The 26,287-nt window shown below is 68.5% G+C and carries 22 protein-coding genes and 1 pseudogene; 9 read left to right on the top strand and 14 right to left on the bottom strand.

What is annotated here, in order from left to right; translation table 11 throughout:
• Nucleotides 1–106: 106 nt before the first annotated feature.
• The 8 genes from DIE04_RS02725 to DIE04_RS02760 all read right to left on the bottom strand — a co-directional run bounded on the left by DIE04_RS02725 (nt 107) and on the right by DIE04_RS02760 (nt 13,179).
• Nucleotides 107–1,447: an aspartate aminotransferase family protein gene (locus DIE04_RS02725; RefSeq protein ID WP_044846672.1), complete on the bottom strand. Its 1,341-nt coding sequence runs from the start codon at nt 1,445–1,447 to the stop codon at nt 107–109.
• 106 nt (nt 1,448–1,553) lie between these two features.
• Nucleotides 1,554–3,056 carry an aldehyde dehydrogenase family protein gene (locus DIE04_RS02730; protein ID WP_124523707.1) on the bottom strand — a complete coding sequence of 501 codons (1,503 nt, stop codon included), beginning with the start codon at nt 3,054–3,056 and terminating at the stop codon, nt 1,554–1,556.
• A gap of 318 nt (nt 3,057–3,374) precedes the next feature.
• Entirely contained in the window at nt 3,375–4,106 is a 732-nt protein-coding gene (locus DIE04_RS02735; protein WP_124524218.1) for a LuxR C-terminal-related transcriptional regulator, read from the bottom strand.
• A gap of 426 nt (nt 4,107–4,532) precedes the next feature.
• Complete coding sequence (locus DIE04_RS02740) at nt 4,533–5,411, bottom strand: neutral zinc metallopeptidase (RefSeq protein ID WP_124489049.1); 879 nt, start codon at nt 5,409–5,411, stop codon at nt 4,533–4,535.
• A gap of 365 nt (nt 5,412–5,776) precedes the next feature.
• Nucleotides 5,777–7,804: a sigma-54-dependent Fis family transcriptional regulator gene (locus tag DIE04_RS02745; protein WP_260426321.1), complete on the bottom strand. Its 2,028-nt coding sequence runs from the start codon at nt 7,802–7,804 to the stop codon at nt 5,777–5,779.
• A 347-nt stretch (nt 7,805–8,151) separates the two neighbouring features.
• Nucleotides 8,152–8,658, bottom strand: coding sequence for an acetone carboxylase subunit gamma (locus DIE04_RS02750; RefSeq protein WP_034180969.1), 507 nt, complete (start codon nt 8,656–8,658; stop codon nt 8,152–8,154).
• A 40-nt stretch (nt 8,659–8,698) separates the two neighbouring features.
• Nucleotides 8,699–11,023 (bottom strand): hydantoinase B/oxoprolinase family protein, encoded by a 2,325-nt coding sequence (locus DIE04_RS02755; protein ID WP_124489050.1) that lies wholly within the window; start codon nt 11,021–11,023, stop codon nt 8,699–8,701.
• Between the two features lie 11 nt (nt 11,024–11,034).
• The gene (locus tag DIE04_RS02760; RefSeq protein ID WP_185500298.1) at nt 11,035–13,179 is read right to left on the bottom strand and encodes a hydantoinase/oxoprolinase family protein; all 2,145 of its coding nucleotides are present in this window, start codon (nt 13,177–13,179) and stop codon (nt 11,035–11,037) included.
• A gap of 427 nt (nt 13,180–13,606) precedes the next feature.
• On the opposite strand from DIE04_RS02760, the gene DIE04_RS02765 reads away from it, so the two are divergent.
• The 5 genes from DIE04_RS02765 to DIE04_RS02785 all read left to right on the top strand — a co-directional run bounded on the left by DIE04_RS02765 (nt 13,607) and on the right by DIE04_RS02785 (nt 18,608).
• Entirely contained in the window at nt 13,607–14,398 is a 792-nt protein-coding gene (locus DIE04_RS02765) for an SDR family NAD(P)-dependent oxidoreductase (protein WP_124523703.1), read from the top strand.
• Nucleotides 14,399–14,620: 222 nt separating this feature from the next.
• Entirely contained in the window at nt 14,621–15,661 is a 1,041-nt protein-coding gene (locus DIE04_RS02770; protein ID WP_124523701.1) for a LysR family transcriptional regulator, read from the top strand.
• A 99-nt stretch (nt 15,662–15,760) separates the two neighbouring features.
• Nucleotides 15,761–16,447, top strand: coding sequence for a DUF4286 family protein (locus tag DIE04_RS02775; protein WP_124524216.1), 687 nt, complete (start codon nt 15,761–15,763; stop codon nt 16,445–16,447).
• Between the two features lie 90 nt (nt 16,448–16,537).
• Nucleotides 16,538–17,857, top strand: coding sequence for an MFS transporter (locus DIE04_RS02780; protein WP_044846663.1), 1,320 nt, complete (start codon nt 16,538–16,540; stop codon nt 17,855–17,857).
• Between the two features lie 49 nt (nt 17,858–17,906).
• The gene (locus DIE04_RS02785) at nt 17,907–18,608 is read left to right on the top strand and encodes a DUF2848 domain-containing protein (protein ID WP_124524215.1); all 702 of its coding nucleotides are present in this window, start codon (nt 17,907–17,909) and stop codon (nt 18,606–18,608) included.
• 76 nt (nt 18,609–18,684) lie between these two features.
• Here the strand turns inward: DIE04_RS02785 and DIE04_RS02790 are convergent, their stop codons facing one another.
• Nucleotides 18,685–19,665, bottom strand: coding sequence for an NAD-dependent epimerase/dehydratase family protein (locus DIE04_RS02790; RefSeq protein WP_124524214.1), 981 nt, complete (start codon nt 19,663–19,665; stop codon nt 18,685–18,687).
• Nucleotides 19,666–19,764: 99 nt separating this feature from the next.
• On the opposite strand from DIE04_RS02790, the gene DIE04_RS02795 reads away from it, so the two are divergent.
• Nucleotides 19,765–20,664: a LysR family transcriptional regulator gene (locus tag DIE04_RS02795; RefSeq protein WP_124489057.1), complete on the top strand. Its 900-nt coding sequence runs from the start codon at nt 19,765–19,767 to the stop codon at nt 20,662–20,664.
• Between the two features lie 42 nt (nt 20,665–20,706).
• On the opposite strand, the gene DIE04_RS02800 is transcribed toward DIE04_RS02795, so the two are convergent.
• The 3 genes from DIE04_RS02800 to DIE04_RS02810 are packed head-to-tail and all read right to left on the bottom strand — an operon-like array spanning nt 20,707 to nt 22,252.
• The gene (locus tag DIE04_RS02800) at nt 20,707–21,027 is read right to left on the bottom strand and encodes a hypothetical protein (protein ID WP_124489058.1); all 321 of its coding nucleotides are present in this window, start codon (nt 21,025–21,027) and stop codon (nt 20,707–20,709) included.
• Between the two features lie 26 nt (nt 21,028–21,053).
• Entirely contained in the window at nt 21,054–21,320 is a 267-nt protein-coding gene (locus DIE04_RS02805) for a hypothetical protein (RefSeq protein WP_124524213.1), read from the bottom strand.
• Nucleotides 21,321–21,379: 59 nt separating this feature from the next.
• A complete protein-coding gene (locus DIE04_RS02810; protein WP_044846723.1) occupies nt 21,380–22,252 on the bottom strand; it encodes a LysR family transcriptional regulator in 873 nt (290 codons plus the stop codon).
• Between the two features lie 159 nt (nt 22,253–22,411).
• Here DIE04_RS02810 and DIE04_RS02815 point away from each other — a divergent pair, with 159 nt between their 5' ends.
• Nucleotides 22,412–23,872 carry an MFS transporter gene (locus DIE04_RS02815; protein WP_124523690.1) on the top strand — a complete coding sequence of 487 codons (1,461 nt, stop codon included), beginning with the start codon at nt 22,412–22,414 and terminating at the stop codon, nt 23,870–23,872.
• A 69-nt stretch (nt 23,873–23,941) separates the two neighbouring features.
• Here DIE04_RS02815 and DIE04_RS02820 read toward each other — a convergent pair whose 3' ends face one another.
• Complete coding sequence (locus DIE04_RS02820; protein WP_409333436.1) at nt 23,942–24,139, bottom strand: oxidoreductase-like domain-containing protein; 198 nt, start codon at nt 24,137–24,139, stop codon at nt 23,942–23,944.
• Nucleotides 24,140–24,244: 105 nt separating this feature from the next.
• Here DIE04_RS02820 and DIE04_RS02825 point away from each other — a divergent pair.
• Nucleotides 24,245–24,328: pseudogene (locus DIE04_RS02825) on the top strand (RidA family protein); the annotation flags it as partial.
• An 88-nt stretch (nt 24,329–24,416) separates the two neighbouring features.
• Here DIE04_RS02825 and DIE04_RS02830 read toward each other — a convergent pair.
• On the bottom strand, nt 24,417–25,130 hold the full coding sequence (locus tag DIE04_RS02830; RefSeq protein ID WP_124523686.1) for an SDR family NAD(P)-dependent oxidoreductase: 714 nt from the start codon (nt 25,128–25,130) through the stop codon (nt 24,417–24,419).
• A gap of 456 nt (nt 25,131–25,586) precedes the next feature.
• Between DIE04_RS02830 and DIE04_RS02840 the strand changes: the two genes are divergently transcribed.
• On the top strand, nt 25,587–26,264 hold the full coding sequence (locus DIE04_RS02840; protein WP_124523682.1) for a dihydrodipicolinate reductase C-terminal domain-containing protein: 678 nt from the start codon (nt 25,587–25,589) through the stop codon (nt 26,262–26,264).
• The last annotated feature ends 23 nt before the right edge of the window (nt 26,265–26,287 follow it).

The following is a 26,287-nucleotide window of genomic DNA, read 5'->3' on the forward strand; positions in this document are numbered from 1 at the left end:
GGCAAAATAATCCGGTCATAGCGCAAATCGGCAAACCGGCGGTGGCGAACGGGTTATCCCGCCCTCCACCGCCGGTTCGGCGTCATGCGCTCATGCCGTCACGGCCTCATGCGAACGGCACGGCCTCGAAGCCTGCCGCGAGCGCGTCGACGATCCGGTCGAGCTGCTCGCGCTGGATCACGAGCGGCGGCGACAGGATGATCTTCGTGCCGACCGGCCGCACCAGCACGCCGTGCTCGCGCGCCACTTCCGCGACCGCGTTCGCATAGCCGGACAGCGGGTCGATCGGCTCGCGGGTCTGCTTGTTCGCGACGAGATCGAGCGCGAGCATCAGCCCCTTGCCGCGCACCTCGCCGACCGCCGCGAAGCGTTCCGGGAACGACTGCAGCGCTTCCAGCAGATACGCGCCCTGCTTCGCCGCGTTCGCCGGCAGGTCTTCCTTCACGACGATGTCGAGGCTCGCGATGGCGGCCGCGCAGGCGACCGGGTGCCCTGCGTACGTGTAGCCGTGCATGATCGCGCCGCCGAAGTCCGCGTTCGCGGCGAACGCGTCCTCGATCCGCGCGTTCACGGCCGTCGCGCCGAGCGGCACGTAGCCGGACGAGATCCCTTTCGCGAGGCACATGATGTCCGGGCGCACGCCCCAGCCGCGGCTGCCGAACAGGCTGCCGCTGCGGCCGAAGCCGGTCACGACTTCGTCGGCGATCAGCAGCACGCCGTAGCGGTCGCACACCTCGCGCACGAGCGGCCAGTAGTTGGCCGGCGGCACGATCACGCCGCCCGCGCCCTGCACCGGCTCGGCAATGAACGCGGCGACCGTGTCGGGGCTCTGGAACTGGATCTCGCGCTCCAGCATTTCCGCGCAGATCCGCCCGAGTTCCTCCGGGTCCTGCGTGAACGGGTTGCGGTACAGCCACGGCGTCTCGACGTGGAAACAGCCGGGCAGGTTCGGCTCGTAATTGCGGCGGAACACCGTGTTGCCGTTCACCGACGCGCCGCCGAAGTGCGTGCCGTGATAGCCCTGCTTCAGCGAGATGAACTTGGTGCGGTCGGCCTGGCCGCGCACCTTCCAGTACTGGCGCGCGATCTTCAGCGCGGTCTCGATCGAGTCCGAGCCGCCCGAGCTGTACAGCACGCGGCGCATCCCTTCCGGCTCCATCATGTCGATCAGCTTCTTCGACAACTCTTCCGCGCGCGGATGCGAGATGCCGTCGAACAGCTGGAAGTATTCGAGTTCGTCGAGCTGGCGCACGATCGCATCCTTCACTTCCTGGCGGTTGTGCCCGACGTTCACGTTCCACAGGCCCGCGACGCCGTCGACCAGCTGCTTGCCGGTTTCGTCGAACACGTAGCAGCCGTCGCCGCGCACGATGCGGATCGGCTTGCGCTGTTTCATTTCGTTCGGGTGCAGCATCGGGTGCCAGAATTTCGCTTCGTTGTAGCTCATTGCAATCTCCACTTTCGGATCGTTTGAACCTCGACCGTCCGGGGTCGGGGTTCGAGGTTTTCGGGTTGTTCGCGGGGTTCGTGGTGTTCGGAGCAGGCGCCGCGCGTCAGTGCGCGATGCAGACGGATTTGGTTTCGGTGAAGCCTTCGATCGCGTACTGGCCGAACTCGCGGCCGATGCCCGATTGCTTGTAGCCGCCGAACGGCATCGACGGGTCGAGCGGAATGTGACAGTTCACCCACACGGTGCCGGCCTCGATCTGCGGCACGAGGTTCATCACGCGCTTCAGGTCGTTGCTCCAGATGCTCGCGGCGAGGCCGTACGGCGACGCGTTCGCGAGACGCACCGCGTCGGCCGCATCGTCGAACGGCACGACGACGATCACCGGGCCGAACACTTCGTCGCGCACGATCGCGCTGTCCGGATGCGGATCGGCGATCACGGCCGGCTTCACGTAGTAGCCGGGCAGGTCGTCGGCGGGCGTGCCACCCGCGAGGAACGTGAGGCCCGCGCGGCGCGCGCCTTCGATGTGCTGGACGACCTTGTCGCGATGGAGCGCGGACACCAGCGGGTTGATCTGCGCGGTGGTATCGAGCCCCGCGCCGAGCTTCATCGACTGCGCGACGCCCGCGAGGCCGTCCGCGAGCTGCGCGAATTTGCTGCGATGGACGTAAATGCGCGACGCGGCCGCGCACACCTGCCCCTGGTTGAAGAACGCGCCGGCGGCGACGCCGTCGAGCGCCTGCGCGACGTCGACGTCGTCGAGCATCACGATCGGGTTCTTGCCGCCGAGTTCGAGCGAGAAGCGCGTCATGTTCTGCACGGCAGCCGCGCCGACCAGCTTGCCGGTCGCAGTCGAACCCGTGAACGAGATCTTCGCGATCGACGGATGGCTCGACAGCGCGGCGCCGCACGTGCGGCCGCCGGTGACGACGTTGAACACGCCGGGCGGCACGCCGGCGTCGAGGGCGAGTTCGGCGAGGCGCAGCGCGGTGAGCGGCGTTTCCGGCGACGGCTTCAGCACGATCGTGCAGCCGGCCGCGAGCGCCGGTATCAGCTTCCACACCGCGATCATCAGCGGGAAATTCCACGGCACGATCGCCGCGACCACGCCGACCGGCTCCTTGCGCGTATAGGCCGTATAGCGGGCGCCGGGCGGGAACGGGATCGACACGTCGAGCGTCTGGCCGGTGATCTTGGTCGCCCAGCCGGCCATGTAGCGCACGTATTCGACGCTCGCGCCGACCTCGATCGCGCGCGACACATGGATCGACTTGCCCTGGTTCAGCGTTTCGAGCTGCGCGAGCGTTTCGGCGTCGGCCTCGATCAGGTCGGCGAGCTTCAGCAGGATGCGCTCGCGGTCCGCCGGGCGCAGCCCGCTCCACACGCGGGTGTCGAATGCCCGCTTCGCACTCGCGACCGCGCGGTCGACGTCGTGCGCGTCGGCATCCGCGACCGTCGCGAGCCGCTCGCCCGTCGCCGGGTCGTACACGTCGAGCCGCGTGGGCGAGTGCGCGCGCTGCATGGCGCCGTCGATGAAAAGGCCGAAGTCGCGTGCGACGAAGGTGCGCACGGTGTCGCTGACCGCGACGAAGTTCGTGGTGCTCATGGGCGTCTCGATGATTGTCATGACTGGGCCGCGTGCGCTTCGGCATGCGGGTGTCGAACCACTGTATCGACGGGGGATCGCGCCCGGTGAGCGCAAATTGGCAAGCGCGTGCGGGACCGGAACGCGGGTGACTCGGGAACGTGGAATGGCGGGGTGCGAGCGTCGCGTTATCGTCGGATCGATGGCGCGGTGTGGCGTGGTGCGATGCGGTGCGATCGGTGCGACGTGGACGTGGACGTGGACGTGGATGCGGACGCGGGTGCGGGTGCCGGTGCGGATGCGGATGCGGATGCGGATGCGGATGCGGATGCGGAAAAGCTACAGGAACAACGCGCCGACCAGCTCGGTGCGGTTCGACACGCCGAGCTTCCGGTACATGCGCATCAGATGTGTCTTGATGGTCGGCTGGCCGAGCGCGAGATCGCGTGCGATTTCCTTGTTCGAGCGGCCGTCGCGTACGAGTCGTGCGATCTGCTCCTCGCGGTAGGTCAACCGCTCCTCGCAGCCGATCCGGTGAATCCCGCGCCGCGCGCGCAGCAGCGGGGCCAGCGCGGCTTCGGCGACCGGCTGCAGCCGTGCCAGCGCGTCGATCTCGCCTGATGCGAACCGGCCCGCCGTGCGGTTGCCGTCCGCGTCGCCCGTCCCGAAGCGCAGCAGCGAAAACGCGCCGACCGTGCGGCCCGCGTCGTCGCGCAGCCAGATCTCGACGACGTCGGCCACCTCGTGCCGTCGCAGGAAACGGGTCCAGTACGCGGACGCATCGCGTCTTTCGTCAGGCAATTGGGACGCGAGCGTCACGACCGCACGTTCACCTGCCGCGCAGCGCGACGGGTGCAGCGGGTCGAGCATCCGGTAGCGCGCGATGTAGGTGCGATGCATCGCCTCCGGCATCCCGAACAGCTCGAAATCGGCCGGCTCGCCGCTGAGGTCGAGCCGGTAGAACACGGTCGCGGACGGGCTCGCAAATGCGTCGAACGCATCGACGCACGCGCGCAGCGCGCGCTGCCAGTCGGCGGCTTCGTGGTCGGCGGAAGCGGATGAGGTCGGCATGATGGGAGCGGCCGGCGGCCGAACGCGTCGAAGGTCGGGCCAGCCTACCCGCGCCGAAATGGGCCGGTGAGCACAAATCGGCAATTCGTCCGCAGGGGGCGGATGACGAAGCTGCCGGCCATGTCGCGACAACGGAGCCTGCGACGGGAAGTCTTGCGCCACGAGCCGTTCGGACGATGATGGCTGTCGAGGGTGACGCGAGTCATCGCACGCGCCGGCGGCGACCCGACGACAGAATCCGCGTCGCGTAGGCATGCGCCGCAAGCCGTGCAGTCGAGAATGGACGTCGAGGGTGGCGCGAGACATCGCGCGCGCCGATCGGGCACGATCGGAATGATCAGCGAAACCTGCGGAGCGGCCGCACGCGCAGCCGCGAAACGGCGGCGCGGCAGCGTGTGCGCCGCATCCTGTCAGGCAGGGTCCGCGTCAGTGCGCGTTCGCGGCGAACGTGTCGCAGGCGCTTACTTCACCCGACTCCATCCCGCGCCGCAGCCAGTACACGCGCTGCTCGCTGGTGCCGTGCGTGAAGCTCTCCGGTACGACATAGCCCTGGCCTTGCTGCTGCAAACGATCATCGCCGATCGCAGCAGCCGCCTTCAGCCCCTGTTCGAAATCGCCGGGCTCCATCAGCCGCTGGTTCGCGCGCTGCGCGTTGTTCGCCCACACGCCGGCGAAGCAGTCGGCCTGCAGTTCCATCCGCACCGACAGCGCGTTCGAGCGCGCTTCGCTCGAACGGCGGCGCGCGGCATCGACCTTGTCGGAAATGCCGAGCAGGTTCTGCACGTGATGGCCGACTTCATGCGCGATCACGTAGGCCTGCGCGAAATCGCCGCCCGCGCCGAAGCGCTTGCGCAGTTCGTCGTAGAAGCCGAGATCGATGTACACGTTGCGATCGCCCGGACAGTAGAACGGCCCCATCGCGGTCTGGCCGGTGCCGCACGCGGTCGGCGTCGAGTTCGTGAACATCACGAGCTTCGGCGCCTCGTACTGCGCATGCAACTGGGTGTTGAAGACGCCCGTCCACGTGCGCTCGATATTGCCGAGCACCTTGCGCGTAAATACCGCGCCGGGATCGTTCGCCGGCGCGCCCTGGTGCTGCGTGGGCGCGGGCTGCGCCTGCTGCTGGCGGCCCTGCAGCGCCGATGCGCCTTCGAGCACGACGCGCGGGTCGATCCCGAAGAAATACGATGCGGCCAGCGCGACCACGATCGTGCCGATGCCGATCGTCGCACGCCCGCCGCCGAACCCGCCGCCACCGCGTCGATCCTCGACGTTCACGCTTTCTCTTTCGTCGTCCAGCCTCATTGCCGGCCCCTCCCTTCCTTGTCGTTGTGCTGACCGGACAGCCCCCGGCAGACGATTGATTCCCGTTGCGACGTGCAGCGTCCGGCGCGCCATCGCACGGCGGCACCGCCCGGTCAGTGGCGCGGCACCATGCAGTACCGCGCCGCCCCGCCGTTACACGACGCACGCGGCACCCGGACGACAGGCTGGCGCACGCGCCATTTTGCCGACCTTGGCGTCTTATCGCAAAATAAGGAGCATAGAGCGACCGGACCGGCGACATCGTCATTCTTTGCAAAATGACGGCGCGTGCGGCCCGGGAGGACGAGATGACCGGCGGAAGAACCAGGCTTGCCCGTCTGCCGCCGGGCCAGGCCTGCCGCGACTTACTTCGCGTGACCTCGACGAACGTCGCTCACTGCTTCGAGCAAGCGGTACTTGCGGATCTTTTCATAGAGCGTGCTCTTCGCGATGCCGAGTTGACTCGCTGCCTTCGTCAGATTGCCGGCATGACGCGCAAGCGCGCGACGGATCGATTCCGCCTCGGCCATCTTCAACGAGTCGCCCGCATCCGGCGCGAGCGCGTCGACGGCCCGCGCGGCGCATGCATCGATCGGCGCCCCCGCGCCGATCTCGGCAGGCAGCTTGTCGGCCTTTATCACCGGGCTGTCCGACAACAGCAGCGCCCCCTCGATCGCGTTCCGCAGCTCGCGCACATTGCCGGGCCACGGATAGCGCAACAGGCGTGCATACGCATCGTCGTCGAACGACCTCGGGGAGAGGCCATACGACTCGCACAGATGCCCGAGCCAATGCGCAATCAGCGCCGGCAGGTCCTCGCCGCGCTCGCGCAAGTTCGGAATCGACACGGTCGTGACCGCGATCCGGTAGTACAGATCCATCCGGAACCGGCCTTTCGCGACTGCGTCCTTCAGATCCCGGTGCGTCGCCGCGACCAGCCGGAAATTCACCCTGCGCGGCGTGTTCTCGCCCAGGCGATAGATTTCGCTCTCCTCCAGCACGCGCAGCAGGTGCGGCTGGATATCGAGCGGCATTTCCCCGATCTCGTCGAGAAACAGCGTGCCGCCATCGGCCGCTTCGATCTTGCCCGCCGCACCGGACTTGCGTGCGCCGGTAAATGCGCCTTCCGCGTAGCCGAACAACTCGCTGGCCAGGAGGTCTCTCGACAACCCGCCGCAGTTGAGCGCAACGAACGGACCGTCGGCGCGATCGCTCGCCTGGTGGATACCCTGCGCGAACAGTTCCTTGCCGACGCCGGTTTCGCCAAGCAGCAGCACCGGCACCCTGGACGGCGCGAGCTGGCGCGCACGATTCACGGCCGCCCGCAATGCGGCGCTGTCGCCGACGATACGCTCGAACCCTCGCGGCTCACCGCCGTGCCGTTCCCGTCCGCGCGCGATCGGAACGGCGCCGCGGGGATTCGTGATGCCCGGCGTCACGATCATGTAGCCGAGCACGTCCGCACCGTCACGCACGGCTTCGATGTGGCTGCGCGACAGCCATGCCGGCGCACTCGCCGACAGGCGGCCGTCGCCCGCGTAGTGCTCGAGTTCGGGCAGCGCGAACGCCGCGTCGCACCGGATATCGAATCCGAGCCGGCGCAACACCGGAACGACCTGCGCGTTGGCCTTGACGAGTCGGCCGCGTTCGTCGACGACGATCACCGCATCGGAGGAAGACGCACCGAAGCGTGACGCGCAGCGGTCGAGCAGGCTCAGACGGCGCGCCATGCCCTCCTTCGCGAGCCGGCTTTCGATGCGGCCCGCAAGCGATACCGCGAGCGCAAGGCTGTATGGGTTGTAGGTCTGCGCGAGCCCCGAAATGTCGATCACGCCCAATACGTGCCCGTCGCGCGGATCCTGGATGACGGTCGCCGAGCAGGTCCAGCGCTTGATGCCCGCGCAGAAGTGCTCCGCGCCATGGATCTGGACCGGCTGCCTGAGCGCGAGCGCGGTGCCGATCGCATTGGTGCCGCAATTCAGCTCGGTCCACTCGCAGCCCGGAATGAGGCCGACCTCGCGCGCAGGCTCGACGATCCGCATGTCGCCCTCCTGCTGGAGGATCATCCCGCTCGGATCGGCCAGCAGCATTACCGTACCCGTCTGCGAAAGAAAATCCCGGGTGTGCTGCATCAGCGGCAGACTGGCATCGACGAGGCGACGGTTCGACGTGCGCCACTGCACGAGCCCGTCTTCATCGAGCGGCGGCGGCGCGCGGTCGACGCCGGGATCGACGCGACTGACGAGACAGCGCTGCCACGAATCGTCGACCACGCCGCGTACGTCGGGCGAACGCCACTCGCTGCCTGTCACCAGATGCTCCCATGCGGCCATGATGCTCGCGTCATGGCGTGGACTGGGAAACCAGTCCATCGGCGTGCCTCTCTGTTGCATGTCTGTCTCCTGGCGGTGTCGTGACGGCACCAACCGCACGGCCGTCTCAGCGGCCATTTTGTCGACTTTGTGGGGCGCCCGACCGCAGCCGGCGGCGAGCGTAGCGACTATCGTACTCCGTCCCGGCGCCTCGACGTCCGTCCGGACACCAATCACTGCAAGCAATGCGCGCGCCAGCAAGCGGTCGCCCGCGCGTCGTCGCGCGGCGCGGCACGCCGTCGAGAACCGGTGGCCGAAAAGAAACCGGCCGTTCGAAAATCGAACGGCCGGAAATCGAACGCTTTCCGCGCATGAAGCCGAGGCGAGGCCGGCGAACGCCGAGCCCGCGGACAGCGTCAAACGTCAGATCATTGCACGCGCTCCGGAACCGGCAGCTTCACCCATTCCGCGTAGAACGCATCGATGTCGGGTTCGAAGTCGTGAATGACCGGGTACCACGGCGTAGGCGCCTCGACGTCGTGCATCGCGCCGCAGGTCGGGCAGTAGTATTCGCGATAGACCTGCCATTGCGTATCGGGCGCCATCAAGCGTGGGTAGACCTCGTCCATCGCCTCTTCGGATTCGCGCACGAAGATGTTCGCGTGCAGTTTCCAGTTGTCGCGGTAATCGCAGAACACATGGCCGCAGTCGCATTGCGTGACCCAGTGCTTCGTCGCCCATTGCTGCACGATGTACAGGTGCGGGCCGAGCGGCAACACGATGCGGTCCTTCCAGCCGAGCTTCTGCTGCAGCGCATCGACGTACATCCGGAAGCGCTCGCCGTCCTTCGGCATCGACAGCATGCGCAACGTGGTGTCCCAGTCGAGCTTGCCGTCGACCATGTTCCTGATCTGTTCCTTGGTGTAGGTAGACATCTCCAGTCCTCCATGTGGGTGATAGTGCGCAGGGTCCGGCTCACTCCTCGACCAGCACCACCGTATTGACGTCGGGCATCTTCGACAGGTCCATGCGGAATTTCGAGCCGTAGGTCGGCACGTCGAGCTCGTCCTCGGTGAGCGTCCACGTGTCCGGCAACTCCCAGAACGCGCGGAACTGCTGCTCGAATTTCGTCGACAGACCGAAGCTCGTCGCGAACATGTGCCGCACCTGCGTCGATGCATGCTTGAGCAGGATCCGCTCGCGCTCGCCCTTCATCCATTCGCGGGTCGGTTGCGAGCGCGCGAGCCGCGCGTTGCGGATCTCGATGCGCCGCAGCGCGGTCGCTTGCGGATCGACCGTCCAGATGCCGTTGGCATCCCGCGTCGCGACCGCCCCATAGACCTTCTGCGCGTATTCGGGCAGCAGCACCGCGTTGTTGAGATCGCGTTCGATCGCGTCGATCTCGCGGTCGAGCGGATCGCCGAAGCCGGGGCCGCCGCGCAGATAGTTCAGGTAGAGATCGTAGTTGCTGTAGCAGTCCTCCGTGGTCATGCATTGCTGGTCGCGCTTGACGATCGCGCCGGCGTTCAGGTGGTTTTCGTAATCCGGCAGGTCCGGATTCGTATCGCCGCCGAGCGGCAGGCTCTCGCCGAGCGCGATGCGCTCCTCGATGCCCGTGCGATGCGCTTCGAAGCGGTAGCCGGTGGCGGGCGGGTAGCCGCCCATCAGGCCCCAGTCGCTGTTCATGTAGCCGTTGCCCATGAAGAACATCGTCCAGTCCTGCGCCTTCCAGACCATGCGCAGCGTCTCGAATCCGCAACCGCCGCGGTACTTGCCGTAGCCGCCCGAATTCGACTTCACGTTGCGGCCGAGGTACAGCAGCGGCTCGGCCATCTCCCAGATCTCGATGTCGCCCATGTCGCCTTCGGGGTTCCAGATCGCGGCCGCGTGATTCAGACCGTCCTTGATCGCGCACGCGCCGGTGCCGCACGACGACGCCTCGAAGCTGTTCACCGCATGGATGTCGCCGTCCTGGTTGATCCCGCCGCCCTGCAGCCAGTTCGACGTGTTGGCGTTCCCCGCGTTGACTTCCTCGAGATAGCCGCGGCTGAAGTACGCCTGCGACAGGGCGCGCCACATCGCGCTCCAGCCCGACACCAGGAAGTGCCACGCGTAAGCGTGTCCGGTGCGGCGGTCGTCCGGGTTCATCCACGCGCCCTTGGGCAGGTGGAATTCGGTGCCGAAATACGCGCCGTCGTTGATGCGCTGCGTCGGCACCAGCGTCTGCGTCATCATCACCCAGATGCCGCTCGTGAACGCGACCTGGTGCGCGTTGTACGAGTGCCAGCCCCAGCGGCTCGCGCCTTCGAAATCGAGACGCCACGAGCCGTCCTTGCGGATCTCCATCTCGACCGGCGAATGCATGATCGAGTCGAGCTTCGCAAACGCCGACGACGTCTGCACGTCCGGATGGTCGTACGGCACGTCGACGAACGCGACCTTGCGATACTTGCCCGGCAGCGTCATCGCCTTGAGGCGCGTCTGCAACCCGCGCCGTCCTTCCTCGATCACCTCGAAGCCGAATTTCTCGTAGGCGTCGAGGCCCTCCTCGTCGATCACTTCCTCGATCAGATCACGGATCATGTGGCAGCCGGCGATGCGCGTGCGCTCGTCGAGAATCCAGTACTTCGGCGTGCGAACCGAGCGCTGGCTCTCGTGCAGCCAGTCGCGCAGCGGCGTGTCGTTCACCCCTGTCTTACGGCACGTAATCATGTAGCCGTCGCCGAAACGCTGCACCTGGCCCGTCGACATCGATCCCGGCGTCACCGCGCCGGTATCGATCACGTGCGTGACGCCGCCAACCCACCCGACCAGCTTGCCGTGCGCGAAAATCGGCACGATCGTTGCGATGTCGCACGGGTGGACGTTGCCGATCGAGCAGTCGTTGTTGGTGAACATGTCGCCGGGCTGAATGCCCGGATTGGCTTCCCAGTTGTTTTCGATCATGTACTTGATCGCCGCGCCCATCGTGCCGACGTGGATGATGATTCCGGTCGACGTGAGCACGCAATCGCCCGCCGCGTTGTAGAGCGTGAAGCACAGCTCCCCTTCCTGCTCGACGATCGGGCTCGCGGCAATCTTCTTGGCCGTTTCGCGCGCATGCACGAGGCCGCCGCGCAGCTTCGAGAAGATCTTCTCGTAGCGGATCGGATCGCGCTCGCGCAGCTCGAGCCGTTCGAGCCCGTTGTAATGGCCGGTTTGCGCGGTGCGCTCGAGAATGCCGTCGCGAAACTGCTTGAGCGTCTGGCCGTTCTTCAGCAGATCGGCGAAGCCGACTTCCTGGCTGGACATCATGTTCATCGCATGTCTCCTTACTTGACTTCGCTGAGATGGAAGAGGCGGTGCTTGTCGAGCGTGGTGGCGAAGCCCTTCGGGACGACGAACGTCGTCGCGTCGGATTCGATGATCGCGGGCCCCGCGATCTCGTTGCCCGGCTTGAGCGACTCCATTCGCCAGATCACCGCGTCATGCCACTGCTTGTGCCGATACAGACGCCGCGTGCCGATACGCGCGTCCGCCGGCGGCGTGGGGCCGGCAATGGCGTCTTCCGGCAATACCGGCTTCTGCGTGACGACCATGCCGCGCATGATCGCGCCCGTGACCGAGAAACCCAGCTCCGGCGAGCGCGCGGAACTCGCGTACACGCGGCCGTAGGTCTCTTCGAAGGCCGTCACGATCTTGTCCCAGTCGTCCGCACCGGACGCGCCCGCGATCGGCGATTCGATTTCGAGGTCGTTGAGCTGGCCCATGTACTGCATCCGGAAGCCCGGCCGCAATATCACGTCCCGCTCGCCGAAACCGTTGATGCGAAACTCGTCGATCACCTTGGCGGTCAGTTCGGCCCAGGCTTTCTGGATCGTCTGCGCGGCCTGCGCCTTCTCGGCGTCGGACGCGAGCTGCGGCAGCGCGAGATCGACGCTCTTGTCGTAGCGATACTCGAAATCCGCGCACGCGCAGCCGAATGCCGAGAAGCCCGCCGCCCACGCCGGCACGACGACATCCTTGAAGCCGAGGCCCTCGGTGTAGCCATAGGTATGAACCGGCCCCGCGCCGCCATACGAGAAGCACACGAATTCGGTCGGGTTGTACCCTTTCGCGCTGACGTTCGAGCGCAGGTATTCGCGCAGTTGCAGGTCGAGCAGCTCGATCACGCCGGCCGCCGCATCCTCCACGGAGAGTCCGAGCGGCTCGGCGATCTGCACGCGAATGTGCTCGCGGGCGCGATTCACGTCGAGCTTGATCTGGCCGCCGAGGAAGTTGTCCGGGTTCAGGTAGCCGAGCACGACATGGCAATCGGAGACGGACACCGTCGTCAGGCCGCTGTCGGGCCAGCACGTGCCGACGCGATAGCCGGCACTGTCCGGCCCGAGCTTGATGGCCCCGCTGTACGGATCGAGCCGCACGAAGCTGCCGGCGCCCGCGCCGACCGAATCCATCGTGACGAGCGGCAGCGACAGCACCAGGCGCGCCATGTCCGGGTCGGACGCGATCGCGAATTTGCCCTTCGTGATGAGCGCCATGTCGAACGACGTGCCGCCGATGTCCGAGCATGCGATGTTGTCGTAGCCGAGCGCCTCGCCGAGGAGCTTCGAGCCGATCACGCCGCCGATCGGCCCCGACACGATGGTGCGCGCCAGTTCCTTCGCTTTCCAGCTGATCGTCCCGCCGTGCGTCGCCATCACGCGCAGGTCGAATTTCGCGCCGTGCTTGCGGAAGCGGTCGCTGACTTTCCTGAGCGTCTGCCGCGACGGCTCGGCCGCATACGCTTCGAGCACCGTCGTGTTCATCCGGTGGCTTTCCTTGCGCTGCGGGTAGTAGTCGACCGATGCGAACACCGGGAGATCGACGCCGCGCGCAGCCAGCTCGTCGCGCACGATGTCCCGCGCCTGGCGCTCGCTCGCGGCGTTCTTGTGCGACTGAAGAAAACAGATGACGATCGCTTTCGCACCGGCGGCGACGAGCTCCCGCGTAGCCTGCCGCACTTCGTTTTCCCGCAGCGGAATCACGATCTCGCCCTGGACGTCCGTACGCTCGGTGACGCCGCGGGTTCGCGACAACGGCACGAGCGGCTCGTCGTAGCGGTGCGTATTCAGGTGGATGCGCTCTTCGAGCGCGTACCCGAGGTAGCTCTGGATCGCCCGCCCCATCAGGTGCACGTGCTCGAAGCCCTTGTTGACGAGCAACCCGACGTCGAGCCCCTTGCGCTGCACGACGCGGTTGAGCATCGCAGTGCCGGAATACACGCAGGTGACCAGTTCCGGATAGACGTCGTCGACGTCGCGTTGCCAATGCGCGAGCGCGTCCTGCGACGAGTTGAAGATCGCGAGTGATTCATCCTCCGGATTGCTTTGCGCCTTGCCGACGACAAACCGTCCGTCCTCGCGCACGAAGAAGGTGTCGGTCATCGTGCCGCCCGCGTCGATGCCCAAGACCTGGACTTGCGAAAGTCCTTCCATGGTGATGTCTCCAATGATTGAAGTCGTGATGAGCCGCGCTCCGGTTCGAACGGGGTCATCGTTCGATCCCGGGCGTCGGCTCATCTGCAAGGAGGCAACAACCGTGCCATTCGGTGGATCCGGCCGGTCGGCGCGCCCCGGTCAAGCCAGGCGGGGCGCCCATCGGATGAAGCGGGTTGCTTCGGGTAGGCGGCTAACCTCGGGACGTCCGGATTCCGGACTGGTCAGGCGTCCGAATATCAGTCGGCTCCCCCGGCGGGCGGGTGCACGCTCGCCCCGGATCCGGAACGGCAGAAACGCGGGCGCCTCGCCGTGCGGCGTTACGTCATCGCCGGCCATCGCTACTCATTCACGTTCATCCTTTCGGCTGATACCGGCGTTCATCCGTGCCGCCTAAAGTGACCGGAACGCCCTTCCGGAGAACGACATGACGCACCCGCAACCCCGCACGATCGTGCTCACCGGCGCCGGCACCGGCATCGGCGCCGCGTGCGCGCGCCGCTTCGCCGCCCGCGGCGATCACGTCGTGCTGATCGGGCGGCGCCGCGCGCCGCTCGACGCGCTCGCCGCCGAGACGGGCGGCCTCGCGCTCGCCGGCGACGCCGCGAGCACGGCCGACTGGGCCCGCTTCGTGCCGGAGATCGCCGGGCGGTTCGGCCCCGTCGATGCGCTCGTCGCGTGCGCGGGGGGCCACGGTCTCGGCCGCGCGGACGAAACCGACGACGCGCAATGGCGCGACGCGCTGCATGCGAACCTCGACACCGCGTTCGTCAGCGCACGCGCGTGCCTGCCCGACCTGATCGCGCAGCGCGGCAGCATCGTGCTGGTCGCGTCGATCGCCGCGCTCGCGGCCGGGCCCGGCGTATGCGGCTATACGGTCGGCAAGCATGCGCTGCTCGGGCTCGCGCGATCGCTGGCACGCGACTACGGGCCGCACGGCGTGCGCGCGAACGCTGTGTGCCCGGGCTGGGTCCGCACGCCGATGGCCGATGCGGAAATGGAACCGCTGATGTCCGCATACGGCGACACGCTCGACGGCGCGTATTCCCGCGTGAGCGCCGACGTGCCGCTGCGGCGCGCGGCCGATCCGGACGAGATCGCGGCCGTGTGCGCATTCCTGGCATCACCGGATGCGTCGTTCGTAACGGGCGCGACGCTCGTCGCCGACGGCGGCGCAACGGTCGTCGACGTGCCGACCCTCGCATTCGACACGCTTTGATGCATGGGGATACGCCGCCCGCACCACGCATCTTCACTGCACGGGGACGCATCGCCCGCGCGCGCATCGTGACAGGCGGCCGCGCTCGCCCGCCGGCACGCGACCGCCCGTCCCTTCGCCCGGCGCATGCACCACGCCGCGCACGCTTCCCGCCCCGGAAATCCGCTAACATCGACCGATCCCGCCGCCCCTGCGCGGCCCTGCCTCACCGATCGGAATTCCATGAACATCCGGTTTCTAGAAACCTTCGTCTGGCTCGCGAAGCTGGAGAACTTCCGGCTCACGGCCGAGAAACTGCACACGACGCAGGCGGCCGTGTCGAGCCGCATCGCGTCGCTGGAAGAAGCGTTCGACGTGCGGCTGTTCGACCGCAACACGCGCTCGGCGACGCTCACGCCCGCGGGGCGGCGCATGCTCGCGTACGCGGAACGCATCGTGCGGCTCGACAGCGAGATGCGGCGCGACATCGACGCGGCGAGCGACGCGGGGCTGATCCGGATCGGCGTGATCGAGTCGATCGTCCACAGCTGGTTTCCGGCACTGATCGCGCAATTGCGCGAGCGCTATCCGCGCCTCGACGTCGAGATCACCAGCGACACGACCCTGCACCTGATCCGCCTGCTGAGCACCGACGGCGTCGACCTGATCCTGCAGACCGACCCGGTGCCGGGCCCCGACTTCACGAACCTGCCGCTGTGCGAATTCCCGGTGCGCTGGGCGGCGAGCCCGCGTCTCGGGCTCGGCGGCGAACGGCTCGACGTCGCGCGGCTTGCCGCGTACCCGATCATCAGCTTCTCGCGCCACTCGGGCCCGCACGCGACGATCGAGCGGCTGTTCGCGGCCGTCGAGCGGCCGGCCAGCATCAACTGCATCACGTCGGTCGCCGCGATGATCCGGCTCGTCGCCGACGGTTTCGGCGTGGCCGCGCTGCCGCCTGCGATCATCGGGCGCGAACTGCAGGAAGGCGCGCTCGAACTGCTCGACGTCGAACCCGAATTCCCCGCGCTGCCGCTCGTCGCGTCGTATCGCACGCAGGGGCTGCCGGTCGCCGCGCGCATCGCGGAACTGGCGAGCGAAGTCGCGCGCGCGATGCCGGCGGCTTCCAGTCATGCGAAGCCCGCCGCATCGGCAAAGGCCGAGGCCGACATCGTCGACAAGTCCCCCGCCCGCTCGGCGAAAAAAGCCCGACCCGCCTCGGCAAAACGCACGCTCCAATCCGCGTCGCCCGCCCCCCCGGCGAAACGCCGCCCGCGTCGCTCATAAGAAAACCTGTTCACCGCGAATTTGTTTTCTTGTTGGACGGGTGCGGCCCGTCTTCGGGACACTGCGGTTCCTGACACACCCCGTCACAAGGAACCCGCCATGTCCCGCCTTTCCCTTCCGCACGGCCAGCTCTGCGTCTGGACGGACATCGATCCCGCGCACGAAGCCGATTTCAACGCGTGGTACGACCGCGAGCACATGCAGGAGCGTGTCGCGATTCCCGGCTTCACGCATGCGCGGCGGTTTCGCGCGACCGACGGCGGCCCGCGCAAGTACCTCGCGCTGTACGTGACGGACACGCTCGACGTATTCCATAGCGACGCGTACCGGCGCGCGTTCACGCAGCAGACCGCGTGGTCGCTCGCGAACTTCGAACGGATGACGGGCACGCAGCGGCGGGTCGGCGACCTGACGATCGAGGCCGGCGACGGCGAAGGCATGCATCTCGCGCTGTTCGTGCTGCCGCCGGAGCGCGTCGACGTGCCGCACCTGCGCGAGCGCTTCGACGCGGCGCTGCACGAACCCGGCATCCACGCGGCCCGGCTGTTCCGCACCGCGCCGGACCTGTCCGCGCCGATCGGCGCCGATGCGGCCGCGCGTCCGGCCGCCGACGCGCTCGTGCTGATCGAGGGCAGCGATGCCGCGGCCACGCGCCGTGTCGCCGCCGCGATCGCCGGTCACGACGACGTGCGCACCTTCGACCTGCTGTGGCGCGCCGCCGCGCCGCTGCCGGCCGCCAGTCGCGACGCCCAAGCAAAACCAGCCGCCGCCGCGTTGCCGGCCTGAACGCCGACGCCGCCACCGGCCGCGCCGTCCGTGATCCACACGCGGCCCGCGCATCGGTCCCCGCGCGTCACCCCCGTCCTTCTTCACGACATGCCCGACACCATGAGCACTCTCGCCCAGCCCGCCGCCCACGCGCCCCGCCGCGTCCGCAACAGCCGACTCGCGACCGCGAGCATGATCGGCACGTCGCTCGAGTGGTACGACTTCACGATCTACAACACGCTCGCCGCGCTCGTCTTCAACCACCTGTTCTTTCCGTCGGTCGATCCGCTGGCCGGCACGATCCTCGCGTTCTCGACCTATGCGGTCGGCTACGTGTCGCGTCCGCTCGGCGGCTTCGTGTTCGGCAACCTCGGCGACCGCATCGGCCGCCGCGCGGTGCTGATGCTCACGCTCGTGCTGATGGGTGTCACGACCGCGCTGATGGGTGCGCTGCCGACCTATGCGCAGGCCGGCATCCTGAGCCCGATCCTGCTCGTCGCGCTGCGCTTCGTGCAGGGTGTCGCGCTCGGCGGAGAATGGGCCGGCGCGGTGCTGCTGTCGGTCGAGCACGGCGACCAGAAACGGCGCGGACTGTCCGCGTCGTGGACGCAGATCGGCCCGTCGTTCGGCACGCTGCTCGGCACCGGCTGCATCGCGCTCGTGACGCTCTCCACCACGTCCGACGCCTTCCTGTCGTGGGGCTGGCGCGTGCCGTTCGCGGCCAGCGCGCTGCTCGTCGTATTCGGTTTCTGGCTGCGGCGCGGCGTCGACGAAACGCCGCAGTTCGAGCAGCTCGCCGAGTCCCACGCGACCGCCGACGTGCCTGTCGCCGAAGTGCTGAAGTGTCACTGGCGGCGCCTGCTGATCGCCGGCGGCTCGCGGATCGGCTCCGACGTGCTGTACGCGCTGATCGTCGTGTTCACGTTGACCTACGTGACGACCGTGCTGCACCTGTCGCGCCCGGTCGCGCTGACGGCCGTGATGATCGGCACGGCCTGCAACGCGCTCGCGGTGCCGTTCTTCGGCGCGCTGTCGGACCGCTTCGGACGCCGTCCGGTATACCTCGCCGGCGCGATCGCCGGGATCGTGTGGGCGTTCGTGTTCTTCGCGATGCTCGATTCGGCGCGGCCGGGCGCGATCGTCGCGGCGGTCGCGATCGGCCTCGTGATCCATGCGGTGATGTACGGCCCGCAAGGCGCGTTCGTCACCGAACAGTTCCCGACCCGCGTGCGTTATGCGGGCTCGTCGCTGGCCTACACGCTCGCCGGCATCGCCGGCGGCGGCTTCGCACCGCTCGTGATCGCCACGCTGTTCCGCCAGACGGGCACGACGACGGCCGTATCGCTGTACGTCACCGCGGCGCTCGTCGTCACGTCGATCGCGCTGCTGGCCGCGCGCGAGACCGCGCACCGGCCGCTCGCGGATTGAACATCCCCGCCGGTCGTTTCACTCATTCGCACTTCGAACGGATACCCGCATGCAAGCCCTGTCGTTCAACGTGATGTCCCTGCAAGGCGCGCCCGCCCAGGTCGACGTCGAGATCGAACGTGTCGTGATCGCCGGCTGGGCCGGCCGCGATCCGGCTGCGATCCGCGCGCACATCGACGAACTCGCGGCGCTCGGTGTCGCGCCGCCGTCGGCCACGCCGTGTTTCTATCGCGTGTCGTCCGCGCTGCTCACGCAGGCGCCGTCGATCGGCGTGCTCGGCGCACGCTCGGGCGGCGAGATCGAGTGCGTGCTGATCGACAGCCCGGTCGGCACGCTGGTGACGGTCGGCTCCGATCATACGGATCGGGAAGTCGAGGCCTACGGCGTCGCGGTGTCGAAACAGGTGTGCGCGAAACCACTCGGCCGCGAGGCGTGGCGTCATGCGGACGTCGCCGATCATTGGGATGCGATCGAGATGCGTTCGTGGTGGATCAAACCCGGCGGCAGCCGCATCGCGTATCAGCACGGCGCGGTCAGCGGGCTGCTTGCGCCCGCCGCGCTGTGGCATCGCTTCGACGACCGGCGCACGATGCCCGCGCGCTGCGCGATGTTCGGCGGCACGGTCGCCGTACACGGCGCGATCGCGGCGATGGGCGACGGTGACGCGTTCGAGATGGAACTCCACGATCCGGTGCTCGGGCGCAGCCTGCGGCACCGGTACGAGGTCGAGGTATTGCCGGTTGTCGCGTAAAGGACGGTGGCGGGTGCGCAGGCAATAAAGAACATGACCCGCACGCGGCCCCGTCACCCGCCTTGAGCGCTCGCCGTCATCGCAAGCAGCCCAGCGCGGCCAGCGTCGCCTCCACCGCCGTATCGAGCGGCGTCACCGGCTCGCGGCCCAGCACCGCCGTCACCCGCGCGTTGTCCATCCGGAGCGGCTCGCGCCACAGATAGCGCATCTCGAGCATCTCGCGCATCGTCGTGACGAACGGCGCCGCGACCCACACGAGCCACCACGGGAAACGCCGCACCGTCGGGCGCATCCCGTGCCGCTGCGCGACGCGGCGTACGGCCTGCGCCATCTGCGTGCCGTCCGCGTCCCAGTGACCGCCGAAGTGGAAGCGCGCGAACGGCGCCAGCGTGTCGCGCCGCTCGAGCAGCTCGACCATCGTGCGCGCGACGTCCGGCAGGTACGCCCATTGATGGCCGACGCCCGGCCGGCCCGGCACGCTGATGGCCGCGACGGGCCGCCCGGCCTTGACGAGCGCCTGCCCGAACCAGTTGTTGCCCGCGTGCGCCCCGAAGAAATCGCCGGCCCGCACGATGATCGTCCGGACGCCCTGCGCGGTCGCCGCCTGCAACCGCCGCTCCATCTCGACGCGGATCGCGCCCTTGCGCGTCACCGGATGCTGCGGCGCTTCTTCGCGCAGCACCGGAAACGCGTCGGGGCCATAGTTGTAGACCGTCCCCGGCAGCACGACGGTCGCCTGCGCCAGCGTCGCCGCCGCGATCGTGTTGTCGAGCATCGGCAGCACCTGCGTCGACCAGTTCCGGTAGCCGGGCGGATTCACCGCATGCACGATCACGCTGCAGCCGCGCGCCGCGCGAACCACCGCCTCGCGGTCGAGCGCGTCGCCGCGCAGCCACGCGATCCCGTCGCGCTCCACCGTCTCGGCGTCGAGCCCGCGCTTGAGCGCGCGCACCTGCCAGCCGGCATCGCGCAACTGACGCGCGACCTCGCCGCCGATACCTCCGCTCGCGCCGAGCACGAGTGCCTGTCGTTGCGTCCCGCCTGCGTTCGCCGTCATTGCCGTTCTCCGTGAATGAACCGTTGTCAGCACCCATTCTGGCGCGAGGCAGCCTAACAAGGAATTGCCTAACCCGATGCATCGGCTATACATTTATGCATGGCCATCGATCTGAACTGGGAACGCTACCGCACCTTCCTCGCCGTGCTGACGGAAGGCTCGCTGTCGGGCGCGGCGCGCGCGCTCGGCATCACGCAGCCGACGGCCGGCCGCCACGTCGCGGCGCTCGAAGCCGCGTTCGGCCAGACGCTATTCACGCGCTCGCCGTCGGGGCTGCTGCCGACCGAGGCGGCCCTGGCGCTGCGCGGCCATGCCGAGGCGCTGCGCAGCGCGGCGGCCGCGTTCGAGCGCGCGGCCGCGAGCCACGGCGCGGGCGTGCGCGGCACCGTGCGGATCTCGGCCAGCGACGTGATCGCGGTGGAGGTGCTGCCGCCGATGCTCGCGCAGTTGCGGCGCGACCATCCGGGGCTCGTGATCGAACTGGTGCCGACCGACCGCATCCAGGACGTCCTGAATCGCGAGGCCGACATCGCGGTGCGGATGGCGCCGCCCGCGCAGGAGGCGCTCGTCGCGCGGCGCATCGGCGCGCTGGAAGTCGGGCTGCATGCGCGCGACGACTACCTGGCGCGCAACGGTACGCCGTCATCGACGGACGAACTCGCCCATCACGCGCTGATCGGCTTCGATACGGTCACGCCGTTCATCCGCGCGGCGGGGCGCGGGATGCCGCTGTGGAACCGCGATGCGTTCGCGCTGCGCACCGACAGCAATCTCGCGCAGCTCGCGATGATTCGCGCGGGCTACGGGATCGGCTTCTGCCAGAACCGGCTCGCGCAGCGCGATGCGCGGCTCGTGCGCGTGCTGCCGGACGGGCCCGCGACGAAACTGGAAACCTGGATGGTCATGCACGAGGATCTGCGGACGAGCCCGCGTTGCCGGGCCGTGTTCGATGCGCTGGCGAACGGGCTGCGTGCGTATGCCGAAGGGACGGCCGACTAGGCCGTTCCCGCCCGCCGCACGCGCGAATCGCCGCGGCGCGCGCTATTCGTGGATCTTGCCGGCGAACAGGATGTCGGCCATGCGCCGCCACGGGTTGTCGGGCAGGTCGTAGCAGCGCAGCCCCTCCTCGGACGCCTCGGCCCAGTCGACCATCGCCTCCAGGTACTCGCCGATCGAGCGGTTTTCCCAGCCGAGCGCGGCGGCCGCATACGGCGCCGGCGGCAAGTCGGCCTCGAGCTGGCGCTCCTTGTGCCAGTCATGGCCGAGCACGCGCAGGAAACGGATCAGCGAGCGCTCGTCGATCACCCGCTCGAGCGCGTGCGCCAATCGCGCGGCCATCTCGCTTTTCAGTTCGTCGTTCATGCGTATCGCCCCCTGCTACGCAACGTTCAGAACGCTTCCAGCTCGCACCAGCCGGGATACGTTTGCTCGACGATGAAGAAATCGTCGAAGTAGACCAGCCCGCGCCGTTCGAGCGACCTCATGCACGCATCGACGGCGTCGCCGCCGAAGAACGGGCCGAGCGACACCAGCCGGTCCGACTCGTCGAAACAGTCGGCGAAATTGAATTCGCGCATGAGCGCGGACAGGTCGACGTCTTTCTCGACCAGCGCCGCGCGTCGAACGACGATCCCGAAATCTCTCGATATTTTCATCGGTACCGACTCCCGTCGAATACGTGCCGCTGCGCCGACGCGCAAGCGTGCTTCACGCTTTACATCAGCAACTGCCGCGACAGCACCTCGCGCGCCTGCGTGACCGTCTCGCGCTCGCCCGGCATCGGCGGCGTCAGCGAGAACACCGCGTCGGGCAGCGTCGGCAGCCGGTATTTCGCGCCGAGCCGCACGAGGCCCTCGCCGATCGCCGACGCGCACAGGCAGCCGACGCCGAGCCCCGCCGCCAGCATCGACTGCAGCCCCGCGACGCCCGACGCGCTGTGCACGAGCACGTACGGCGCGTGCTGCTCGTCGAGCGAGCGCACCGCGATCTGATGCATCATGCAGTCGTCCGGCAGCAGCACGAGCGGCAACGGCTCGGGCAACTGCTCGGCGAGCGCGGGCGACGTGACCCACGACAGCGGCTCGCGCCGCAGCACCCAGCGCGTATCGGCCGACGCGGGCCGGAACGGGCCGCTCGACAGGTTCATCACGACGCCAAGATCGATCTGCCCGCGCGCATGGGCAGCTTCGATCTCCGCGCTCTTCATCGCGCTCACATGCAGGCTCAGTTGCGGGTAGCACTCCCGCAACCGCGCGAGCAGGCCCGCGACTTCATGCGTCCGGTAGTAGTCGGTGATCGCGACGCGCAATTCGCCCTTGATCGCCTGTCCGCGCACTTCGTCGAACGCGGCCTCGTTCAGCGCGACGATGCGCCGCGCATGCTGCAGCAGGCGCGCGCCGGCCGGCGTCGGCTCGACGCCGCGCTTGCTGCGCACGAACAGCGGCACGCCGGCGCGCGACTCGAGCTTGCGCACCTGCTCGCTGACCGTCGACTGTGACAGATGCAGCAGCGGCGCGGCCGCCGTAAGGCTGCCCGCATCCGCCACCGCCGCGAACGTGCGTAACTGATCCAGATCGAAACCGCGCATCGCACCCTCCATCCATCGAATAACCCGATGGATGCTACCACCAATTCCCGCTTTTCCGATTCATCGGCGGTCCGCAGAATATCGGTTCAACGGCCCGCCGAACCCGTTTCCACGGGATTCGGCATGCGTTGCGGCCGCCATTCTTCCGGATTTCCTTTCATGACCGACAACACCCTCGCCCGTTGCGCGCCGGCCGGCGCGGCTGCCGCGACACCGCCGCGCAGCCATCACGGCTGGGCGCTCGTGGTCCTGCTGGTCGGCGCCATTCTGCCGCCGCTCGACTACTTCATCGTGAATCTCGCGCTGCCGGCCATCCGCGACGGCATCGGCGCGCGGCCGGCCGAGCTGCAGCTCGTCGTGTCGGCCTACGCGTGCGCGAACGCGGTCGTGCAGATCACCGGCGGGCGTCTCGGCGACCTGTACGGCCGCAAGCGGATGTTCATGATCGGGATGGCCGGGTTCGTCGTCGCGTCGGCGCTGTGCGGGCTCGCCGGCAGCGGCGCGGTGCTGGTCGGCGGCCGCGTGCTGCAGGGCCTGTTCGCCGCGATCCTCGCGCCGCAGGTGCTCGCGACGATCCGCAGCGTGTTCAGCCCGCAGGAGCAGGTGCGCGTGATGGGCTTCTACGGTTTCGTGTTCGGCCTCGCGGCCGTGATCGGCCAGCTCGGCGGCGGCGCGCTGATCGACCTGCATCCGTTCGGGCTCGGCTGGCGCGCGATCTTCCTGGTCAACGTGCCGATCGGCATCCTCGCGCTGCTCGGCAGCTGGCGCTTCATCCCGGAAAGCCGGCCACCGCGCGGCCAGCGCATCGACGTGCCCGGCACGGTGCTGCTGTCGCTGTTCCTGCTGATGCTCGTCTATCCGCTCACGCACGGACGCGAGGCGGGCTGGCCGCTGTGGATGATCGCGTGCGTCGTCGGTGCGCTGCCGATGCTCGGCGCGCTGCTGGCGGTCGAAGCGCGCCGGCTCGCCAGCGGCCGCGACCCGCTGCTCGACGTGCGCCTGCTGCGCAATCCGGTCGTCGCGCTCGGGCTCACGCTCGCGTTCCTGTTCTACATGCTGAGCGCGTTCTTCCTGAGCTACGGCATCTATCTGCAAGGCTGCCTGAACTGGTCGCCGCTCGCGTCGGGGCTGGCGATCCTGCCGCTCGGCATCGGCTTTCTCGCGAGCCCGCTGCTGATGCCGCGTCTCGTCGAGCGGTTCGGCGGCTATCGCGTGCTCACGCTCGGCTTCGCGATGCTCGCGGCCGGCGTCGCGACCGCCGCCGCGCTGGCCGGCGATCATGCGCCCGGCCCGGGCTTTTACGCGGGCATCGCGGCGATCGGCATCGGGCAAGGCCTCGTGCTGCCGTCGGTCGTGCGGATCGTGCTCGCGGAAGTCGACGCGGCGCGCGCCGGGGTCGCATCCGGCATGGTCACCGCGATGCTGCAGATTGGCGCGGCCGTCGGCGCCGCGACGCTGGGCGGGCTGTTCTTCGCGCGGCTCGGCGCGCAGCCGCGTGCGCTCGACTACGTGCAGGGGTTCAGGACGGCGATGTGGGCGCTGGCGGCCGTGCTGCTGGCGTGCGTCGCGTTGTCGGCCGCATTGGGGCCGATGCATCGGCGGGGGCGCGCCATCGCGTGACGACGCCGGCCAGGGAAGCCCGCCCCGGCAGCGAATCGCGGCATGCGCGCCCGCTTGCCGGCGGCGGGCTCACTGGTGATGCTTGAATTGCGCGTGCCGTGCTTCCCATTCGGCCAGCTCGACGCGATAGCGCGCCAGCGCTTCGTCGTACAGGTCGAACACGCACGGCGAGCAGCCGCTGTTGCAGCAGTCTTCCAGTTCGGGTTGTTCGGGCGGGGTCGGACGCGGATCGTCGGCGAGCGTATCCGCGGAGGCAGGCTTGGTCACGGCTTCAGTCATATGGTGTGGAACGCCCAGTATACGGTGATGGTCAGCGGCATGCAGGCACGCACCGGGCGCAGCCGCGCATCCCGCACCGACAGGAATCGCGCCATGGCCGAAGCAGTGAATCCGCCGGAACGCCGGGCGCCGTTCGGCGCCCTCTCGATGGCCGCGATCCAGGGCGACGGCCGGATCTGATCGAAATCGCGACGATCGCGGAAATCTCGCGTGCGCGATTTCGCATGCCCCGCCGCCGCACTCGAATGCGATAACCCGCTCCCGACTACGCCACGCGACCGCTCACCGGAATCGATGCGCCGGTGATCGCCTGCGCGTCGGGCGACAGCAGGAACCCGATCGTCGCCGCCAGCTGTTCGGGCCGGACCCAGCGCGTGAAATCCGCATCCGGCATGTCCGCACGGTTCGGCGGCGTGTCGATGATGCTCGGCAGCAGCGCGTTCACGGTCACGCCGCGATCGAGCAGTTCCGCCGCCAGCGCCTCGGTGAGCCGCGCGACGCCCGCCTTCGCGGCCGCATAGGCACCCATCCCGGTGCCCGCCTTGAACGCCGCGCCCGCGCCGATGTTGACGATGCGGCCAGCCCGGCTCGTCACCAGATACGGCAGCGCGGCCTTCGACGCGTTCAATGCCGTCTTCACGTTCAGTTCGTACATGCGGTCCCACGTGGCCGCGTCGCCGTCGGCGATCGTCTGCCAGACGAACGCGCCCGCGATGTTCAGCAGCGCGTCGACCCGGCCGAATTCGCGATTCACCGCTTCAAGGGCGCGCGCAGCCGCCTGCGGATCGACGAGGTCGATGCCGCCGATGCGCAGCGCATCGGCCGGCACGCCGGGCAACGCCTGCGCGTCCGGCGGCGCGCCGCGGCCGATCAGCGCGACGCGCGCGCCGCGCTGGCCGAGCCAGGCGGCCGTGGCGACGCCGAGATGGCCGAATCCGCCGGTGATCGCGACTGCCTTGCCTTTCAGGTCGTGTTCCATCGATGTGCTCTCCTGGGTCGAGGGGGTTGGATGATACGTGGTTCGGGGCGATGCCGGTACCGACACGGACGCGCGTGGCCACCGTTTCGACAGCGTAGCGCCGTTCATGCCGCGTGCGCACGGCGATAAATGCGTCACCGCCAACGCAGCCGCTCGGTTGATCCGCAGCCATGAAGGCGCGCACCGCGCATGACGGTGGACGGCAGGAGGTAGGCGTTAGGCGGTGGGCGGTGGACGGTGGACGGTGGACGGTGGGCAGTGGGCAGTGGGCAGTGAGCAGTGAGCAGTGGGCGGTGGGCGGTGGGCGGTGGACGGCGGACAGCGGACAGCGGACAGCCGACGGCCGGGCATAATGCGCGAACACGGTGCGCCGCGCGGTGCCCCGTGATCGCGCCGGGTCCTTGAACGGCCCGCGCCGTTTCCGTAACGAAACCCGAACCTCAACCCGTCTATCCCATGCAAGTACTCGTCGTTGGCACCGGCAAGCTGGCAACCGAACTGCTCGGCTCGCACCGGCTCGACCCCGCAACCTGTCGCGTGACGGCCTGGTCGGACCCCGCACGCACCGAGACGCGTTCGATCGTCGTGCACGCCGGATCCGGCCGCGAGCTACCTGCCGCGATCGAATTCTGCCGCGCAACGGGCTCGCCGCTCGTCGAGCTGTCCACCGGCTCCGAGCTCGAAACCGGATCGCACGACTTCCCCGTCGTGCTTTGTCCGAATACGAACATCCTGATGCTGAAGTTCATGAGCATGCTGGAAACCAGCGGTCATCTGTTTCGCGACTGCCGCATCAGCGTGACGGAGTCGCACCAGGCCGGCAAGACGTCCGTGCCGGGCACCGCGGTCGGCATCGGCCAGTCGCTCGGCGTGCCGGCGCAGGACATCCGCTCCGTGCGCGACCCCGACGAACAGCGCGACGCCCTGCAGATTCCCGACGATCAGCTCGGCCGCCATGCGTTCCACCGGATCCGCATCGAGGATGGCGCATGCAGCCTGCAGTTCGAATCGCGCGTGTACGGCGCGTCGCCTTACGCGGACGGCGTGTCGCGGATCGTCGAGACCGTCCGGCAGCACGAACTCGAACCTCGCCGATACTCGATCGTGGAGTTCATCCGCAACGGCTGGCTGTAGCCGCGACGGTGCGCGGCTTGGCC

Source organism: Burkholderia sp. Bp8994, from assembly GCF_003853805.1.
Lineage (GTDB): Bacteria > Pseudomonadota > Gammaproteobacteria > Burkholderiales > Burkholderiaceae > Burkholderia.